We start from the raw sequence: 17,134 nt of genomic DNA, 5'->3' as shown, positions 1-17,134 counted from the left end.
CTTTTATTACGGGGTCAGTTTGTATTCGGTGTAATCGCCCTATGGATGATAAGGGGAAAACCTGTTATGACTGTGAGCGATGGATTGCACAGAATCCCTTTCTGGAATCAAACATATCCGTATTTGAATACAATTCATTTATGCAAGAAGTCATTTCGAAATGGAAATATCGAGGAGATTATGTTTTAGCGGAACTTTTTCGGGAAGAAGTACAACAACGTTTTGAAGAAGCCTTTAGTGATTTGGACGGTCTAATTGTAGTTCCGATTCCTTTGAGCGAAGAGAGGCTACAAGAAAGAGGGTTCAATCAAGCTGAAGCTATTGCTAGTTTTGTTAACGCTCCATCAGAAAATGCAATTAAACGTATCCACACTGAAAAGCAATCAAAAAAGTCTCGAAAAGAGAGGATGACTTCCGCTAATCCTTTTCAAATTGAGAAGCCTCAGCGTAGCACTATCGTATTAATTGATGATATTTACACAACAGGCCGCACACTACATCATGCTGCCGAGGTACTTAAATCAAGTGGTGCACCAGAGGTTTATTCTTTTACACTTGTTCGAGGGTAACCTTAATTCTTAGAGCCCCCTTTTTTATTCGATTCTTTTGACGATATAATAGATAAAGATGAATTAAGGGGGAGACTAAAGTGGGAGAGTTAGCAAATTGCCCGCGTTGTAACGCTTTATTCGTGAAAAGTGTAAAGAGCATTTGTGACGCATGTTATAAAAAAGAAGAGGATGCTTATGATTTGGTCTATAAATTCATAAGTAAAAAGAAAAATCGCACATCATCCATTGATGAGGTTGTAGAAGCAACAGGTGTTGAGAAGGATCTTGTACTGAAGTTTGTAAAAGAAAAACGCTTGCGTGCAGGGGACTTTCCAAACCTAACGTATGATTGTGAAAAGTGTGGGGCGCCGATACAAGAAGGGAAAATCTGCAGTAGCTGTGCTTCAGGCATTCAAAACGACCTTGAAAGAGAAAAGAATATAGAAGAAGTTCAACAAAAAACTAGCCGTGACAGAAGTCACACCTATTATTCAGTAGGGAATTTTAAAGGAAAGTCTTAAACATTTCTTTTCCCTGCCGATATTACGGGTAGATGTAGTTGCGGCGTTTAAAAAGGGAAAGAGGTGACTGAAATGAAAATTCATGGTCCTAACCAAACGAATTTCAACCCTTACAAAAAGCAAATTCAAAAGCAACAAGAGAACCAAAATACAAATTCACTTAAAGATAAAGTAGAAATCTCCAACAAAGCGAAGCAAATGCAGGAGATGAACAAGGCTCAAGCAGCACGAAAAGAGCATATTGAGGAAATTAAAAATAAGGTTGATGCTGGAGAATACCAAGTTGATGCCAATAAGACAGCTGAGAAAATGATAGACTTCTGGACGAACCGCTAAAGGAGGGCATGATTCATGTCCACTCAACCTATTACAGAATTAATGGATAAGCTTTGTTCCTTGCATCAAAGCTTATTGACATTATCTCAAGAAAAAACAGAAGCTCTTAAGAAGGGGAATACTGAGGAGCTTCAAGCGATTATTGTAAAAGAGCGTAAGCATGTTCAAGCTATCGGTCAGCTGGAGACAAAGCGTGAGCAGCTAGTTTCAGAGTGGTTTGCGAATCAAGGGGTTAATGGAGAGGAACAAACCATTACGATAATGCTTGAAAACATCACGAGTGATCAAGAAAGACAAGCTTTACAAGAACAATTTGAACGATTAGTCATAATCCTTGCTGATTTAAAGCAGCAAGAGAAGCTGAACCAAGAGCTCACTCAACAATCGTTACAATTTATTGATATGTCTTTAGATATGATTCAACCGTCCATGAAAAATTTGAATTATGGGCGACCTAATAAAAAGCAAAGTGATAGCGGGAATCGGCGGTCTGTATTTGACTCCAAAGCCTAACGAGAGGGGAATTCAACCATGTCATCAACATTTAATGGTTTAGAGGTAGCGAAGAGAGCGTTGTTCACTCAACAATCAGCGTTACAAACAACAGGACATAACATATCCAATGCGAATACACCGGGGTATTCACGGCAGCGTGTTAACTTTGAGCAAACCGCCCCATTCCCGCCTTCATCACGAAATCGTCCTGAGATTCCAGGTCAAGTAGGTTCAGGTGTGCAAGCAGGTTCAGTTCAGCGTGTACGTGAGGAATTTCTTGACGTGCAATTTCGAGGCGAAAACAGTAAACAGGGGTATTTTGATTCATTAACCAATGCTATTAATAAGATGGAAGAAATCATGAATGAGCCAACTGAACAAGGGTTATCAAAAACGATGGATCGTTTTTCGAATGCTCTTCAAGATTTATCAGATAACCCACAGGATGCAGGTGCTCGCTCTGTTGTCCGTCAGCGTGGAGCCTCTGTAGCTGAGACATTCAATTACATATCAAACTCACTCAGTACGATTCAAAAGGACTTGAAAAATGAAACGAATGTAACCGTAAAAGATATTAATTCAACGCTAACCCAAATCAAAAATTTAAATAAACAGATTGGTGAAATAGAACCAAATGGTTATTTACCTAATGATTTATATGATGAACGTGACCGACTAATTGATGATCTATCTAACATGGTTAATGTAGATGTATCTTATACCTCTAATGGTGGTAAGGCAATGGCACAAGGGCAGGTTTCTATTCAACTTGCCGATGAAACCGGTAAGCCTATGAGTCCTCAAGTTTCTTTACTAGACGGGGAGAATATGAATAAAGTCGGAGTAACCTATAATGAGACAATGGGACAGACGCTTGTTGATGAAATTCAAGTTGGAGGTCAAAGCTTTAGCTTTGATGAATTTGAATCACAGGGGAAGCTTAAAGGACTTGTGAGATCAATGGGATATATGGGAGATAAACCTCAAGTAGAGGCTTTCTCCGTCTCTACATCTTTTAGTAAGGTTGATGACATTACAGCAAGTGATTTAGATGCTGGTTCCACAATTACAATTAAAGGAACTAGTACTGTGGACGATGGAGATCCGCCCTATGAACAAGGAGAAACTGCGACCATCACGATTGAGGATGGAATGTCTCTTCAGGATTTAACCGATGCGATTAATAATGAAACAGAAAACACAGGTGTTGTTGCTGAAATAGTACCTGCAACTGGAGAACCAGGTGCAGATGTAACACCTAAACGTTTAGTGCTTAAAACTGAGCACGTTGGGAAAGAAGCCTCCCTTTCTGTTTCTGGTACTGCAGCTAAATCTTTAGGGATTCAAGGAGAAACAGATGGGTCTAATGAAGCCAAAGGAATTTATGCTGATATGTTACAAAACCTGGACGATATGGCTTTTGCTTTTACTGAAGAGTTTAATCGGGCGCATCGTGAAGGTTACAACTTGAAGAACTTAGAGGATAACGAAAATCCTAAAACACCAAACTTCTTTACGCTTGGGCAAGGCTCTTATGAAGGCATAGGAGCAGCTAATTCAATGAGTATCTCAAAAGAAATTCAGCAATCTACTGATAACATTGCAGCAGCTCAAGAAGCAGAAGGTGAAGGACGAGCTTATATTGGTAACGGAGATAATGCTCGCGACTTAGCAAATGTAAGAAATGTTTCATTAGAGGAGCTTGGAAAGAAAACTAGCGTGTCTTCATTCTATGAATCTATAATCGGGGATATGGGTGTTCAATCTCAGGAGTTTCGTCGATTAGAAGATAACTCAAGCACATTGAAACAGTCAGTGGAAGAACGAAGACAATCAGTAAGTGGTGTTTCACTTGATGAAGAAATGTCAAATATGATCAAGTTTCAGCACGCTTATAATGCAGCAGCAAGAAATATGACAACAGTAGATGAAATGCTTGATAAAATCATTAACGGCATGGGCCGAGTAGGAAGGTAGGTGAATAATTCATGCGCGTAACCCAATCAATGCTTTCTAATAACATGCTTCGTAACATTAGTAACAGTTACGAACGAATGGGAAAATATCAGGAACAATTATCAACTGGAAAAAAGATTCAGAAACCATCTGATGACCCTGTAGTAGCAATGAAAGGTATGAATTATCGTACAGAGCTCAATAATATTGAACAATATAAACGTAATATGAACGAAGTGCATAACTGGATGGATAACTCTGATGCATCGTTGGATAAGGCAACCAAAGCGCTTCAACGATTAAGGGAGCTCGCTGTACAGGGGAGTAATGGAACCTATGAAGAGGAGCAGCGGAAGAATATAGCCTCTGAGGTTAAACAAATTAAAGAACACTTAGCTGATGTTGCGAACACCAAGGTTAATGATAAGTATATTTTTAATGGGACCAGTACTTCCGAGCCACCGGTAGAATTAGATGATAATGGTGAAGTTCTTTCTACTTCTACAAATGGAAACCCTGTAAAAATTGAAGTTTCTAAGGGTGTTGAACTACCAACTAATATTAATCCAGAGAATGTTTTTTCAGAAAAATTATTTAAAGATATCGATAATTTTGTAGATCGATTAGAAGGTACTGGTGATGGTGACTACGACGCTTCCATATCTGATTTAGATGTCCATATTAAAAATGTTGTAAATGAACGAGCGGATCTAGGAGCTCGTATGAACCGAGTAGAACTGATTGAAGACCGTCTAAGCACCCAAGAAATTATTACTACGGCTAACCTTTCTGATAACGAAGATGCAGAAATGGAAAAAGTGATAACAAATTTAAAAACCCAAGAAAGTGTACACCGCGCAGCACTAGGTGTAGGCGCTAGAATTATTCAACCATCCTTAATGGATTTTCTTCGATAAGCTATCTGTTGATCAGATAGCTTTTCTTATACGTTAAGTTAATAAATAGTGAGGTGATGGTTCTTTGGACTTTCCTCAGGTCAAAATAAAAACAACGGACGCCAAAATTGGCCTTAATACACAAAATGGACAATTGAAAATGAAACAACCTAAAGCAGAAGTGAGTATACAACAACCAAAGGCTGATCAAACTATTAAACAACACCCTCCTAAGCTAACGATTGATCAGTCAAATGCTTGGAGTAACCTGGGATTAAAAAGTATTTTTGAACGGTCAAGAGATACTGCACAGCATGCTAACCAAACACATATGGAGAACTTAGGGAAAATGTCTCAAGAAGGCGATGAACTGATGAAAATTGAAAGAGGCGGTAATCCAATTGCATCTCAAGCAAAGCAAAATGCTGTGTGGGATTTTGATTATAAGCCGGGAGAAATGCCTGTTTATGATCTTGTTTCATTAACCTATGAACCAGGGCGAGCAGATATTAGTACTAAGCTTAATAAACCTATTATTGAAGCCACGCCAATGAAGCCGCAATTCCAGTATGAGCATGGTAATGTGTCTGTGCAAACAGAGCAATATTTTGATATTCAAATTGATGTGGAGAACTTAAAGTATAAAGGGACGCAAGGTTTTGAAATTACAATTTAGGTAGGGAAGGCTGTCTTATGAAAATAAATACGAAATTTTTTGGTGAAGTTGAAATTAATGAAGAAAATATAATAGAGTTTCCAAATGGAATTCCAGGATTTGAGGAAGAAAAGAGATTTGTTTTGTTAGATATTAACGAAGGCGCTATCTATCACTCATTACAGTCCGTGGATAATCCAGAGGTAGCATTAGTCGTAACCAATCCATATGTTTTCTTTCACGATTACGAATTTGATATAGACGAAAATACAATTAATCTATTAAGCATAAATAGTAAAGAAGATGTGATGGTTCTCTCCGTTTTAACACTAAAAGATCCGTTTAAACATACAACCGCAAACCTGCAGGCACCGATTATTCTTAACTTTACCACAAGAAAAGCGAAGCAATTAATTCTCCATGATACAAATTATCAAACAAAACAACCGATCATTGTCGAAGGAAAGGATGTGGAGTCAGATGCTAATTCTAAATCGTAAAGTAAATGACTCCATACAAATTGATGATGATATAGAAGTGAAAATCATCTCTATAGAGGGAGATCAAGTGAAAATAGGAATAGAAGCACCAAAGTCCATTGATGTATTTCGTAAGGAAATATACTTGAAAATCCAAGAGGAAAATGAAGAAGCGAGCAACACAACAGCTGATTTAATAAATCTATTAAAAAGTACCGAAAAAGACTAAACAATACTAGAGGGATACCGATATTAAAAATGTAACGCCACAGTACAAAAGGCGGCCGACTTTTGTAAAGATGGCAAAAAATACTTAACAGGCGTCACAGGGACGTGAGCCTTAAAATTCAAGGAGGAATTTTATTATGCGTATTAATCACAATATAGCGGCGTTGAACACTCATCGTCAGCTTTCACAAGCGAACAATGCAAACCAACAATCTATGGAAAAACTATCTTCAGGTCTTCGTATCAACCGTGCAGGTGACGATGCAGCTGGTCTTGCAATCTCAGAGAAAATGCGTGGTCAGATTCGCGGATTAGAGCAAGCACAAACTAACGCACAAGATGGTATTTCAATGATTCAAACAGCAGAAGGTGCTTTGAATGAATCGCACAGTATCCTTCAGCGTATGCGTGAACTATCCGTTCAATCTGCCAACGACACGAACACAGCTAGTGACCGTGCAGAACTTCAAAAAGAGGTTGACCAACTATCTCAAGAACTTTCACGTGTCGGTGATAACACTGAATTTAACACGCAGAATCTATTAGATGGATCTTTTGAAGGGACTTTTCAAATTGGGGCTAACGAAGGTCAAAATCTTGACTTAGAAGTTAGTGATATGCGTGGGTTTAGTCTTGGTGTTGCCGGTGAAGCTAATTTTGAAGAAACAGTATCAGTAGCTGACTCAACTGCTACTGACTTTGCTGATGGTACTTATACTGTAGATGGAACTGATTTAAAAGATGCAGATGGAAACGTGGTTGCGACTTCGACTGATAATAAAACATTTACAGGAGCAGGTACTAACGGTGATACAATAACTTTTTCTCAAGAAATTACTGAAGGGCCTGTAAAAGTAGATGGTGGAGATGTAACAGCTACCGCAAGTTTCGATAACACAGGTTTAGAAGCAGGAGATTATACTATTAATTTTGCCACAGGCGCATCGACTATTGAAGATAGTAATGGTAATACAATAGCAACTTCTACAAACGATCAGGACTTTACAAACGCTGATGGAGATCCAGTATTGTCGCTTGATGCAGCAGCTACAGCAGATATGGATATTAGCGTTGGCGGTATTGATATCTCAAGCCAATCCGCAGCTGATTCAGCAATCACAAAGATCAATGACGCAATCGAATCTGTATCTTCCGAGCGTTCAAAGCTTGGTGCAGTTCAAAACCGTTTAGATCATACTATTAATAACTTGGGTACATCTTCTGAAAACCTAACTGCTGCGGAATCTCGTATCCGTGACGTAGATATGGCGAAGGAAATGATGAACCAAACTAAACAAAGTATTCTTTCTCAAGCATCTCAATCTATGCTTGCTAAGGCTAATCAACAGCCTCAAGGGGTACTTCAATTACTACGTTAATATTCATTTATTTAAAGGCCTTAGTTTAAACTAAGGCCTTTTTTATATTATAAAACTAAAAAAATAGTGATATGTATCCTCCTTAACCATTTTATACTTAATGATGTACACCTTAGATATCCCCATTTTAACCCCTAAGTATTTTCATATATGTTATAAAATAACTGTGAAACATGTCGATATATATAACAGTAATTATCTACTGAAATTTAGGAGATTAAAAATGAAAATTTCACATAATCTATCAGCAATAAATGCACATCGTAGGTTTAATAACAATTCTCTTAGAATGTCAAATAACATGGAGAAGCTTTCTTCAGGTCTTCGTATCAATCAGGCAGCTGATGATGCAGCCGGTTTAGGAATTTCAGAAAAGATGCGGGGACAGATTCGTGGTTTGAAACAGGCAGAAAGAAATGTTCAAGATGGCACTTCACTGGTTCAAGCAGCGGAGGGTGGGTTAAATGAAGTTCATTCGACCATTCAAAGAATCAGGGAATTGGTTGTACAAGCAAGTAACGATACATATTCGAGTAATGACCGCAAAGAAATAAAAGAAGAGATTGATCAACTTAAAGGTGGTATTGATAATATAGCTAATAATACCGAGTTTAATACGATTCCTCTTTTGAACCGGACAAAGGATAGCAACGCGGTTGGGGAAGTAACCGTTATTGATGGATCGGAAACTCAGCTTACATCTGACTCCAATTACGATACTCAGCCAAGTTGGGTGAATGGAAAGATTGCTTTTAACCGAAACTCTGATATTTATTTAATGGATTCTGACGGAACAAATCAAATATTATTCGCTACCGATGCCAGCCAACCTGCCATCTATGAAGATGGTAGTAAAATTGCATATGTTCGAAATGATGGAAACCTGTATTATTCCAATAGTGATGGGTCCGGAGAAGTTCAGTTAACTACCACTTCAGATGTTAATTTTGATTCTACTTTCGGTTCAGCACTTGCATGGAAACCAGATGGAAGTGAACTGGTTTTCAAAACATCAAGTGGTATTGATAGAGTATCAATAAGTAATCCTTCTGATCGTAATACTATTATTTCTGATAGCGGTGTTTCTTCTCCTTCCATCTCCCCGGATGGAGATAAGATGGTTTATGAAAAATCAGATGGGATTTATATTGCAAATACTGATGGGACTGGTAGTGTGAAGTTAAATGATAGTGGTTCAGGTGCTACCTTTTCACCTGATGGTACTAAAATTGCATTCAGTGATTTTTCATCTGAAACATCCGATGAGGAGATATTTGTGATGAATGTAGATGGTACTGAAATTACAAACTTAACAGGTCCTATGGCAACAGCCTCTTCACATAATCATAATATATATCCTTCGTGGTCGCCAGATGGAAACTTTATTTCATTCCATTCTGATAATGTAGATGACCCAAGTACATCAGGGGATATATGGACGGTTGAAGTGAGTAGCGGTACCTCTGGTGCTAATCATATGGAAGGGAATATGCTGAAATTACATGTGGGCGCTAATTCTAAGCAGAACTTTGATGTTATTCTAACAGACGCTCGAACTTCTGCTCTTGGTTTAAACAAAGTAAATGTTTTGAACAACAAACAAGCAGGAGAATCTCTAAATATTATAGATCAAGCAATACAAACAATTTCTTCAGAACGCTCTAAATACGGAGCCTATCAAAATGCCTTTGAACATATAAATAATAATCTACAAAACTATAATGAACAGTTAACGACCTCTGAATCACGAATCCGTGATGTAGATATGGCGAAAGAAATGATGAAGCAAACCAAAAACTCAATTCTTTCTCAAGCTTCTCAAGCAATATTTGCACAAGCAAACCAAACTTCACAAGGGGTAGTTCAGTTACTACGGTAAATTTAAATAATGTTCTTAATAAATTTCCTTAAGGAGTAAACGTCTCAAAGAAAGAGATTCTAGTTAGATCTAGGGTCTCTTTCTTGTTTACTTGTGTGTGCTATACGAGGATTATTCTATGATATTTATTAAGGTTCTTTTTATGAATTACATATATTACGGTTTTAGTATCATTCTAATTTCTTAACTGAAGATAATAGATTCTCTCTATTCTGCTTTCTTTAAATTAATACAAACTTTATTTGGGATTGGTTACTATATAGGCTACTTTCTGTGAAAAAAACTTAAATTAGGCTTATATACAACCGATATAAACATAAAGATGTGAGGAGGAGTTGGAAGCGATGGATGTGGGGAATATCTTATCTGGATCCCAACTTCTGCAAAGGGCTGAGCGCATCGAGGAACATACAACATCATATGCAGAAACGAGATCTGAATTAAAAAATGACACAAAAGCTTCGCCACAAGAAACGGCACTAGTTACCAAAGAAGTAGATAGAGATGAAGCGAAAAAAATAGTAGAGAGTATGAATGAATTCTTAGGTCCAACGAGAACGGAGCTAGCGTTTAAATTTCATGATAAACTGGAAGAATATTATGTTTCGATTGTAAATCCAGAGACAGATGAAGTGATTAAAGAGATCCCTCCAAAAAAGTTATTGGACATGTATGCAGCCATGGCTGAATTTATGGGCTTTATCGTTGATGAAAAAGTATAGGTGGTGGAATGAATCATGCGTATTGGTGGTTTAGCGTCTGGAATGGATATTGATAAACTCGTAGGCGACTTGATGAAGGTAGAGCGAATGCCTTTAAACAAGATGGAACAGGAGAAGACTTTACTTACTTGGAAACGTGATGCTTATCGTGATGTAAATAAACAGCTTTTTGAATTAGAGAATATGGCTATGGATATGAAACTTCAAAGATCTTTTAATAGTAAAAGTACCAGTTCTTCAAATTCCTCAGCAGTAACAGCTACTGCAACACCCAATGCAGATAATGGGAATTACCAAGTAAATGTAACACAGATGGCAACAACAGCTTATAACTTCAGTGAAAGTAAACTATCAGCAACTAATTCTAAAATTGATCCTGATGCAAGTTTAGAAAGTCAGGAAGGGAATTTCAAAAATGCAATTGAGTATGGGAGTTTTGAAATCAAAACATATGGTGAAGATGGACAATCTACAACCGAATCCTTTGAAGTAACGAAAGATAAGTCATTAAATGATGTGTTAAGTGAAATAAGTGACTCTGGGCTTGGTGTGAGAGCCTTTTATGAAGAAAGCTCTGATCAGGTAATGATTGAAAGAACAACAGAAGGAAACTTCAATGATACCGAATTTTTGGGAGCTGAAATTGGGTTTAATGGATCTACTGCGCCCTTCTTAGCTAACACATTAGAGATTAAAAATGGAGAAAAACAAACAGACGGTACCTGGAAATTAAATGAAAAAGGAGGAGATGATGCTGTTTTCACCTATAATAATGGGATTGAAATCACAGCGCACAAAAATGAGTACACTTTAAATGGTGTGACCTTTGAAATGAAGAGTACTGGATCTGCAACGATTAATGTTAGTAATGATGTAGATTCGGCTATGGATAAAATAACTGGTTTTATAGAAAAGTATAATGAAGTTATAGAAAATTTAAATAAACAGGTGAATGAGCAGGAAAATCGTGACTACGACCCTTTGACTGAAAAACAAAAAGAGTCCATGGAAGAGAAACAAATTGAGATGTGGGAGGAACAGGCTAAGAAAGGGTTACTCCATAGTGATTCCACCATTCGTAATGCGTTGTTTGAGATGAGAAATGAATGGTATGAAAGTGTAGATACATCAGGGCAATTTTCTCAGCTATCTGAGATCGGAATTGAAACGTCATCGAACTATCGTGACGGCGGTAAACTTATTATTAATGAGAATAAGCTTCGTCAAAAATTAACAGAAGACCCAGATTCCGTTTCAAAGCTCTTTACAGGGGAAGGTAACACGGAAGGAATTGCTGATAAGTTAAAAAGCACATTAAATGAAACAGTAAAATCAGTGGAACGTAAAGCTGGTAAAGCTTCTAGTGTACCTACAACCTATACAATAGGTAGAGATATTGTGGATGTAAACTCTGAGATGAAAGCTTTCCAGGACCGTCTCAATCAGATTGAAGACCGATATTGGAGTCAGTTTACCCAAATGGAAAAAGCTATTCAAAAAATGAATTCCCAATCTGCTCAGCTGATGCAAATGGGTTAATTGAAGAAATAAGTAAGGAGTGTTTGGAAACATGTCAACACAAGCCTACCAAGCCTATCAAAATAATTCTGTAGAGACCGCATCTCCAGGCGAGTTAACGCTTATGTTATATAATGGATGCCTGAAGTTTATTAAACTTGCGAAGAGAGGCATAGAAAATTCGGATTATGAATTAAAGAACACCAATATTCAAAAAGCGCAAAAGATTATCCAAGAACTCATGGTTACGATGAATCCGGACTACTCCATAACAGAAGAAATTATGCCTCTATATGATTACATCAATCGTAAGCTTATGGAGGCCAACATAAAAAACGATATATCTATGTTAGATGAAGCAGCTGAAATGGTGACCGAATTCCGTGATACATGGAAAGAGGTTGTCAAACAAACTCGTCAACAGAAATTCGGTGCAGGTGGGAATGCCTAATGAACCAGATTGAAACGCTTCATGATGTAACATCAGAGTTGTATGACTTGCTTCAAACCATCCCATCATCAGAAGAACGTGAAGGGGTCATTGAGAAAATTAATGAGCTTTTAGATCAACGTGAAGAGCTTTTGAACGGGATGGAAGGTCCTTATTCAGATGAGGAAAAACGTCTGGGTAAGGAGATCTTACATATGAATGAAACGATACAAATTCAAGTTCAAAGTTTGATGAAACAAGTGAAGATGGATATGGCTAATGTAAAAAAACAAAAGACTTCCAATCAGAAGTACACGAATCCCTATCAAAACTTGAATAACTTTGATGGGATGTTTCTCGATAAAAAGAAGTAGGTGATTCGTTGTCTCAATTAACAGAAGAACAAATGCATTTCTTAAAGCAGTATGATCATCTTTTACAAACGATGAGTGAAGGGTTTGAATACTTAGAAGAAAATATTAAAGAAGAAGCCCCGCCACAAGTCGATCAAATTTTTGCTGATATTGTCCAAGCTATGCAGCAACTTAACCAGGGTAACCAACAGTTAGCTGCTATCCTAGATAAACCTGCTCAAATCCAGCCACTTATGGAGGATTTTCAAGACATAGTAAATATGATGACAGAGTGGTTTGAACAGAACACCGTAGATGGGCGATTTAGTCTATTAAACAATCGTGTTGTGCCAACCTTCGAAAGCTGGCGTCATTCAATGCATCAGCTCTTAAAACCGTATGTATCTCACTAATCTATCCCGTTCCCTCTGCATATTAGAGGAGCGGGATTTTTATGTAAAAAGAAATGAAAAGTTCATGAAATTTTCAATCATATCATGAGCATTCCTGCATAGATTAGGTGTACAATATAAGTGAAAGGAATCCTTCAATAAACAGCAGAATTTTCTTGTTTATCTTTCTGCATTGCAGGGTATTTCTTTCAAATAAACCATCCTTATCCTTAGCTGCCTACAAGTTTCGACACTGAATCTTCTAAAAAGTCAGAAAAATAATAGAAGCGTTTCGATCCTTGTGGTAGAATAGGTAATACATAAGGATGAAAGGAGGACACTTCTATGAAGTACAACATTCGCGGTGAAAATATTGAGGTAACGTCAGCTATTAAGGAATATGTGGAAAGAAAAATAGGTAAGCTGGGGCGTTACTTTGATGAAGAACCATCTTCCGAGGTACATGTTAATTTAAGTGTCTATAATGATGAGCAGCAAATTGAGGTAACCATTCCAATGCCAAATCTATTGCTTCGTGCTGAGGAACAGCACGTGGACTTATACGCTGCCATTGACCTTGTGGTAGAAAAGCTAGAGCGTCAAATTCGTAAGCACAAAACCAAGGTGAATCGCAAATTCCGTCAACAAGGTGCACCGAAATATGTGTTTGCTGAGTTAGAAAAAGAAAACGCTGAAAAAGCAGATCCTTATAGTGACAATGACATTGAAATTGTTAGAAACAAGAGATTTGATCTAAAACCAATGGATTCTGAAGAAGCGATTTTACAGATGGACATGTTAGGACATAGCTTCTTCGTATTCACAAACGTCGAAACGAATGACACAAGCGTTGTTTATCGACGCCGAGATGGTCGTTACGGCATTATTGAACCAAGCTAAATTTAAAACACTTAATAATGAAAGAGCTCCTTTTTACAGGAGCTCTTTTTTAGGTTGTATGTAACCTTAATTATTATTGTCGGGATTTACTGTCGCCACCTTGGTTTTGGAGTTTATCTTTTATAGCAGCAACTTGATTTAAAATTACACTATTTAAAATAGTTGATGTCACAATACTTAATATTGTGAAGAAAATAAGCGCTGCAAAGTAGTTGTTTGTCCGCATTCTAAGCCCTCCTAAGATTTGGTCAGTATAGTATGTGAAAGTTTTAGAAAGGCCATTCATAAAAAATCTACCTCATTATAAAAATCGCACTATTTTTCCGCCGCAAGCATCTAATTTTCATTTTCTGCAAAGCAAAATCCCTTTATGACGCTTTTCCCGCTCTCCAAATTTCATTTTTGGTAATTCGCCTTCCAAAAGGTTCCCATGATATAAATAACTTATCTCGAAAGGAGGCGTATTTAATGAAAGAAAACAAATGTGACACGTGTAAGGATCTTCGGTTCAAATTGAAGAGACAAGAAGAATATATCGCTCAATTAGTTGAAATCGTTGCGGTAACAAACCGGAACGCAACTGAGCTGGATCAACGTATCTCTCAACTTGAATACCAGTTAAAGTACCAACACCATAACCTCATCTGCTAATTCTCCGTTTTGTTTCCTCTTCACTCCTCTAGCAGCCTCGCAATACGCCTCATGTGATGAGCAGGCTATCCCCAGTCTGTTCATCTTTTTACATATTTGCACGCTCTTCTTATATCTTATATCTTATATCATAGTTTTTAATACCATCTGGGAGGACTGTCCCATACAAGGGGACTCCAGTTGTCATCCGACTAGGACTAGTGTTATGATTATGGTTGGATCAATCTATATGAAATAACGGATTTCTATAAATAGGGGAGCGTTATACATGCGTGCTTTAATCAAAAAAGTTTTCGGCGATGAGAATTCACGTCAACTGAAGCAAGTTCAAAAAGTTGTCGATCAGATCGAATCGTTAGAACCTGAATACGAGAAACTTACAGACGATCAAATTCAAGAAAAAACAGAAGAGTTCAAAGGTCGTATCCAAGACGGAGAAAGCCTTGATCATATTTTGCCTGAAGCTTTTGCGATTGTTCGTGAAGCTTCAAAGCGTGTTCTGGAAATGCGACCATTCCCAGTTCAGCTAAGTGGTGCGATTTCCCTTCATGAGGGTAATATCGCTGAGATGAAAACAGGTGAAGGTAAAACACTTGCATCCACAATGCCTGCTTACCTAAACGCTTTAACTGGAAAAGGCGTCCACATTATCACGGTTAACGACTACTTAGCTAGTCGTGACGCGGAAGAAATGGGCAAGCTTTATAATTTCCTAGGCCTTTCGGTTGGCCTGAACTTAAATGGTATGTCAAAAGAAGAGAAGCGTGAAGCATACGATGCAGATATCACGTACGGAACGAACAATGAGTTTGGTTTCGACTACCTTCGTGACAACATGGTTCTTTATAAAGAACAAATGGTACAACGTCCTCTTCATTTTGCCATCATTGACGAGGTCGACTCCATTTTGATTGATGAAGCGCGTACCCCGTTAATCATCTCTGGTTCTGCACAAAAGTCAGCAACCATGTATCAACAAGCAGACCAGTATGTAAGAACATTAAAGCAAGAAGAAGATTACACGTACGATGAAAAAACAAAAGGCGTTCAACTGACTGAAGAAGGAATCAACAAAGCAGAGCGCTTTTTCAATATCGAAAACTTATTCGACTTAAACAATGTAACGCTTACTCACCATATCAATCAGGCGTTGAAAGCTCATACGTCTATGATTCGTGACCAGGATTACGTTGTTCAAGATGCTGAAGTTGTAATCGTTGACCAATTTACAGGTCGTTTAATGAAGGGACGTAGCTACAGTGATGGACTTCACCAGGCAATTGAAGCAAAAGAAGGGCTTCAAATACGTAATGAAAGCCAGACTCTAGCAACAATCACGTTCCAGAACTTTTTCCGTATGTATGAAAAGCTATCCGGTATGACGGGTACAGCGAAAACGGAAGAAGAAGAGTTCCGTAACATCTACAACATGAACGTTGTGGTGATTCCGACGAATAAACCAATTGTTCGTGATGATAAAGCAGACATGATCTACAAGTCAGTGGATGCGAAGTTCAAAGCACTTGTCGAAGATATTAAAGAGCGTTACACACGCGGTCAGCCTGTACTTGTTGGTACGGTAGCGGTTGAAACGTCAGAGCTTATCTCGCAGTATCTGAAAAAAGCCGGCGTACCACACAACGTCCTAAACGCGAAAAACCACTTCCGTGAGGCCGAAATCATTGAGAATGCTGGTCAAAAAGGTGCCGTTACGATCGCAACAAACATGGCCGGTCGTGGTACAGATATCAAGCTTGGTGACGGTGTAAAAGATCTTGGCGGCCTTGCTGTTATCGGTACTGAGCGTCACGAATCCCGTCGTATTGATAACCAGCTACGCGGACGTTCTGGTCGTCAGGGTGACCCAGGTGTATCGCAATTCTATCTATCCATGGATGACGAATTAATGCGTCGTTTCGGATCAGACAATATGCGTTCAATGATGGATCGTCTTGGCATGGATGACTCTCAGCCAATCGAAAGTAAGATGGTTTCAAGAGCTGTTGAATCAGCACAAAAACGTGTTGAAGGTAACAACTTCGACGCTCGTAAGACACTACTTGCCTATGACGATGTACTTCGTCAGCAACGTGAGGTTATTTACAAGCAGCGTAATGAGGTACTTGAATCCGATAACCTTCGTGGAATTATCGAAGAGATGATGAAATCTACGGTTGAGCGTCAGGTTCAGAGCCATACAAATGACGAACTTGATGAGAACTGGGACCTTGACGCGTTAGTTGACTACTTGAAAGGAAACCTTCTTGATGAAGGCGACATTGAAGTAAGTGAACTAAAAGGCAAAGACCAAGAGGAAATCGTAGAGATCATTCTTGAAAAAACGAAGAAGAAATACGATGAAAAAGAAGAAGAACTTACGGATGAGCAAATGCGTGAGTTCGAAAAGGTTATCCTTCTTCGTACTGTTGATACGAAATGGATGGACCACATCGACCAGATGGATCAGCTTCGTCAGGGTATTCACCTTCGTGCGTACGGTCAGACCGACCCTCTACGTGAATACCAGATGGAAGGCTTCGCAATGTTTGAGCAAATGATCGCGACGATTGAAGAAGAAGTTTCAAAATACGTCATGAAAGCTCAAATCCGCGATAACCTGCAGCGTCAAGAAGTTGCTAAAGGTGCAACAGCTGTTTCAGGCGATGATCAAGAAAACCAAAAAGAAAAGAAACGCCGCCCAGTACGAAACAACAACGCAGTAGGGCGTAACGAACCATGCCCATGCGGTAGCGGCAGAAAATATAAGCACTGTTGTGGTAAATAGAACAGCAG

Annotated in this window: 20 protein-coding genes; 19 read left to right on the top strand and 1 reads right to left on the bottom strand. The window is 38.4% G+C overall.

Going from position 1 to position 17,134, the window contains the following annotated elements; translation table 11 throughout:
• Positions 1-140 precede the first annotated feature (140 nt).
• The 17 genes from GS400_RS20235 (at position 141) to hpf (ending at position 13,690) form a co-directional block, all read left to right on the top strand.
• The gene (locus GS400_RS20235; RefSeq protein WP_236561272.1) at positions 141-569 is read left to right on the top strand and encodes a ComF family protein; all 429 of its coding nucleotides are present in this window, start codon (positions 141-143) and stop codon (positions 567-569) included.
• A gap of 80 nt (positions 570-649) precedes the next feature.
• Complete coding sequence (locus GS400_RS16970; RefSeq protein ID WP_160103764.1) at positions 650-1,072, top strand: TIGR03826 family flagellar region protein; 423 nt, start codon at positions 650-652, stop codon at positions 1,070-1,072.
• A gap of 72 nt (positions 1,073-1,144) precedes the next feature.
• Positions 1,145-1,408: a flagellar biosynthesis anti-sigma factor FlgM gene (gene flgM / locus GS400_RS16965; protein ID WP_160103762.1), complete on the top strand. Its 264-nt coding sequence runs from the start codon at positions 1,145-1,147 to the stop codon at positions 1,406-1,408.
• 15 nt (positions 1,409-1,423) lie between these two features.
• Complete coding sequence (locus tag GS400_RS16960; RefSeq protein ID WP_160103760.1) at positions 1,424-1,921, top strand: flagellar protein FlgN; 498 nt, start codon at positions 1,424-1,426, stop codon at positions 1,919-1,921.
• 18 nt (positions 1,922-1,939) lie between these two features.
• Positions 1,940-3,880 (top strand): flagellar hook-associated protein FlgK, encoded by a 1,941-nt coding sequence (flgK, locus tag GS400_RS16955; protein WP_160103758.1) that lies wholly within the window; start codon positions 1,940-1,942, stop codon positions 3,878-3,880.
• 11 nt (positions 3,881-3,891) lie between these two features.
• On the top strand, positions 3,892-4,776 hold the full coding sequence (flgL, locus tag GS400_RS16950; RefSeq protein WP_160103756.1) for a flagellar hook-associated protein FlgL: 885 nt from the start codon (positions 3,892-3,894) through the stop codon (positions 4,774-4,776).
• A gap of 64 nt (positions 4,777-4,840) precedes the next feature.
• Entirely contained in the window at positions 4,841-5,431 is a 591-nt protein-coding gene (locus tag GS400_RS16945) for a DUF6470 family protein (RefSeq protein ID WP_160103754.1), read from the top strand.
• Positions 5,432-5,448: 17 nt separating this feature from the next.
• On the top strand, positions 5,449-5,910 hold the full coding sequence (gene fliW / locus GS400_RS16940) for a flagellar assembly protein FliW (RefSeq protein WP_160103752.1): 462 nt from the start codon (positions 5,449-5,451) through the stop codon (positions 5,908-5,910).
• The gene (gene csrA / locus GS400_RS16935; protein ID WP_160103750.1) at positions 5,891-6,118 is read left to right on the top strand and encodes a carbon storage regulator CsrA; all 228 of its coding nucleotides are present in this window, start codon (positions 5,891-5,893) and stop codon (positions 6,116-6,118) included. The genes fliW and csrA overlap by 20 nt, the downstream gene beginning before the upstream one ends.
• A 136-nt stretch (positions 6,119-6,254) precedes the next feature.
• Entirely contained in the window at positions 6,255-7,496 is a 1,242-nt protein-coding gene (locus tag GS400_RS16930) for a flagellin N-terminal helical domain-containing protein (protein WP_160103748.1), read from the top strand.
• Between the two features lie 223 nt (positions 7,497-7,719).
• The gene (locus tag GS400_RS20400) at positions 7,720-9,375 is read left to right on the top strand and encodes a flagellin N-terminal helical domain-containing protein (protein ID WP_304608239.1); all 1,656 of its coding nucleotides are present in this window, start codon (positions 7,720-7,722) and stop codon (positions 9,373-9,375) included.
• A 344-nt stretch (positions 9,376-9,719) separates the two neighbouring features.
• Positions 9,720-10,097: a flagellar protein FlaG gene (gene flaG / locus GS400_RS16910; protein WP_160103746.1), complete on the top strand. Its 378-nt coding sequence runs from the start codon at positions 9,720-9,722 to the stop codon at positions 10,095-10,097.
• 15 nt (positions 10,098-10,112) lie between these two features.
• Positions 10,113-11,636, top strand: coding sequence for a flagellar hook-associated protein 2 (locus tag GS400_RS16905; protein ID WP_160103744.1), 1,524 nt, complete (start codon positions 10,113-10,115; stop codon positions 11,634-11,636).
• A gap of 31 nt (positions 11,637-11,667) precedes the next feature.
• Positions 11,668-12,066 carry a flagellar export chaperone FliS gene (fliS, locus tag GS400_RS16900; protein WP_160103742.1) on the top strand — a complete coding sequence of 133 codons (399 nt, stop codon included), beginning with the start codon at positions 11,668-11,670 and terminating at the stop codon, positions 12,064-12,066.
• Positions 12,066-12,419: a flagellar protein FliT gene (locus GS400_RS16895; protein ID WP_160103740.1), complete on the top strand. Its 354-nt coding sequence runs from the start codon at positions 12,066-12,068 to the stop codon at positions 12,417-12,419. Before fliS ends, GS400_RS16895 begins: the two co-directional genes overlap by 1 nt.
• Positions 12,420-12,427: 8 nt before the next feature.
• Positions 12,428-12,811 (top strand): DUF8042 domain-containing protein, encoded by a 384-nt coding sequence (locus GS400_RS16890; RefSeq protein ID WP_160103738.1) that lies wholly within the window; start codon positions 12,428-12,430, stop codon positions 12,809-12,811.
• Between the two features lie 324 nt (positions 12,812-13,135).
• The gene (hpf, locus tag GS400_RS16885) at positions 13,136-13,690 is read left to right on the top strand and encodes a ribosome hibernation-promoting factor, HPF/YfiA family (RefSeq protein ID WP_027445882.1); all 555 of its coding nucleotides are present in this window, start codon (positions 13,136-13,138) and stop codon (positions 13,688-13,690) included.
• Positions 13,691-13,763: 73 nt separating this feature from the next.
• On the opposite strand, the gene GS400_RS16880 is transcribed toward hpf, so the two are convergent.
• Complete coding sequence (locus GS400_RS16880; RefSeq protein ID WP_160103736.1) at positions 13,764-13,916, bottom strand: hypothetical protein; 153 nt, start codon at positions 13,914-13,916, stop codon at positions 13,764-13,766.
• A 242-nt stretch (positions 13,917-14,158) separates the two neighbouring features.
• Between GS400_RS16880 and GS400_RS16875 the strand changes: the two genes are divergently transcribed.
• Both GS400_RS16875 and secA read left to right on the top strand, forming a co-directional pair.
• Positions 14,159-14,341, top strand: a complete 183-nt coding sequence (locus tag GS400_RS16875) for a hypothetical protein (RefSeq protein WP_160103734.1) — start codon at positions 14,159-14,161, stop codon at positions 14,339-14,341.
• Between the two features lie 268 nt (positions 14,342-14,609).
• Complete coding sequence (gene secA, locus GS400_RS16870; RefSeq protein WP_160103732.1) at positions 14,610-17,126, top strand: preprotein translocase subunit SecA; 2,517 nt, start codon at positions 14,610-14,612, stop codon at positions 17,124-17,126.
• Positions 17,127-17,134: the final 8 nt, after the last annotated feature.

This window comes from Pontibacillus sp. HMF3514, from assembly GCF_009858175.1.
GTDB lineage: Bacteria > Bacillota > Bacilli > Bacillales > BH030062 > Pontibacillus.
This window is presented reverse-complemented; position numbering and strand designations above follow the sequence as displayed.

Bases quoted from the DNA above. Each gene is read 5' to 3' on its own strand.
- hpf (WP_027445882.1), top strand. From the start codon at position 13,136: ATGAAGTACAACATTCGCGGTGAAAATATTGAGGTAACGTCAGCTATT.
- fliW (WP_160103752.1), top strand. From the start codon at position 5,449: ATGAAAATAAATACGAAATTTTTTGGTGAAGTTGAAATTAATGAAGAA.
- GS400_RS16930 (WP_160103748.1), top strand. From the start codon at position 6,255: ATGCGTATTAATCACAATATAGCGGCGTTGAACACTCATCGTCAGCTT.
- flaG (WP_160103746.1), top strand. From the start codon at position 9,720: ATGGATGTGGGGAATATCTTATCTGGATCCCAACTTCTGCAAAGGGCT.
- GS400_RS16895 (WP_160103740.1), top strand. From the start codon at position 12,066: ATGAACCAGATTGAAACGCTTCATGATGTAACATCAGAGTTGTATGAC.
- flgK (WP_160103758.1), top strand. From the start codon at position 1,940: ATGTCATCAACATTTAATGGTTTAGAGGTAGCGAAGAGAGCGTTGTTC.
- secA (WP_160103732.1), top strand. From the start codon at position 14,610: ATGCGTGCTTTAATCAAAAAAGTTTTCGGCGATGAGAATTCACGTCAA.
- flgL (WP_160103756.1), top strand. From the start codon at position 3,892: ATGCGCGTAACCCAATCAATGCTTTCTAATAACATGCTTCGTAACATT.
- GS400_RS20400 (WP_304608239.1), top strand. From the start codon at position 7,720: ATGAAAATTTCACATAATCTATCAGCAATAAATGCACATCGTAGGTTT.
- fliS (WP_160103742.1), top strand. From the start codon at position 11,668: ATGTCAACACAAGCCTACCAAGCCTATCAAAATAATTCTGTAGAGACC.
- GS400_RS20235 (WP_236561272.1), top strand. From the start codon at position 141: ATGCAAGAAGTCATTTCGAAATGGAAATATCGAGGAGATTATGTTTTA.
- GS400_RS16880 (WP_160103736.1), bottom strand. From the start codon at position 13,916: ATGCGGACAAACAACTACTTTGCAGCGCTTATTTTCTTCACAATATTA.
- GS400_RS16960 (WP_160103760.1), top strand. From the start codon at position 1,424: ATGTCCACTCAACCTATTACAGAATTAATGGATAAGCTTTGTTCCTTG.
- GS400_RS16875 (WP_160103734.1), top strand. From the start codon at position 14,159: ATGAAAGAAAACAAATGTGACACGTGTAAGGATCTTCGGTTCAAATTG.
- csrA (WP_160103750.1), top strand. From the start codon at position 5,891: ATGCTAATTCTAAATCGTAAAGTAAATGACTCCATACAAATTGATGAT.
- flgM (WP_160103762.1), top strand. From the start codon at position 1,145: ATGAAAATTCATGGTCCTAACCAAACGAATTTCAACCCTTACAAAAAG.
- GS400_RS16905 (WP_160103744.1), top strand. From the start codon at position 10,113: ATGCGTATTGGTGGTTTAGCGTCTGGAATGGATATTGATAAACTCGTA.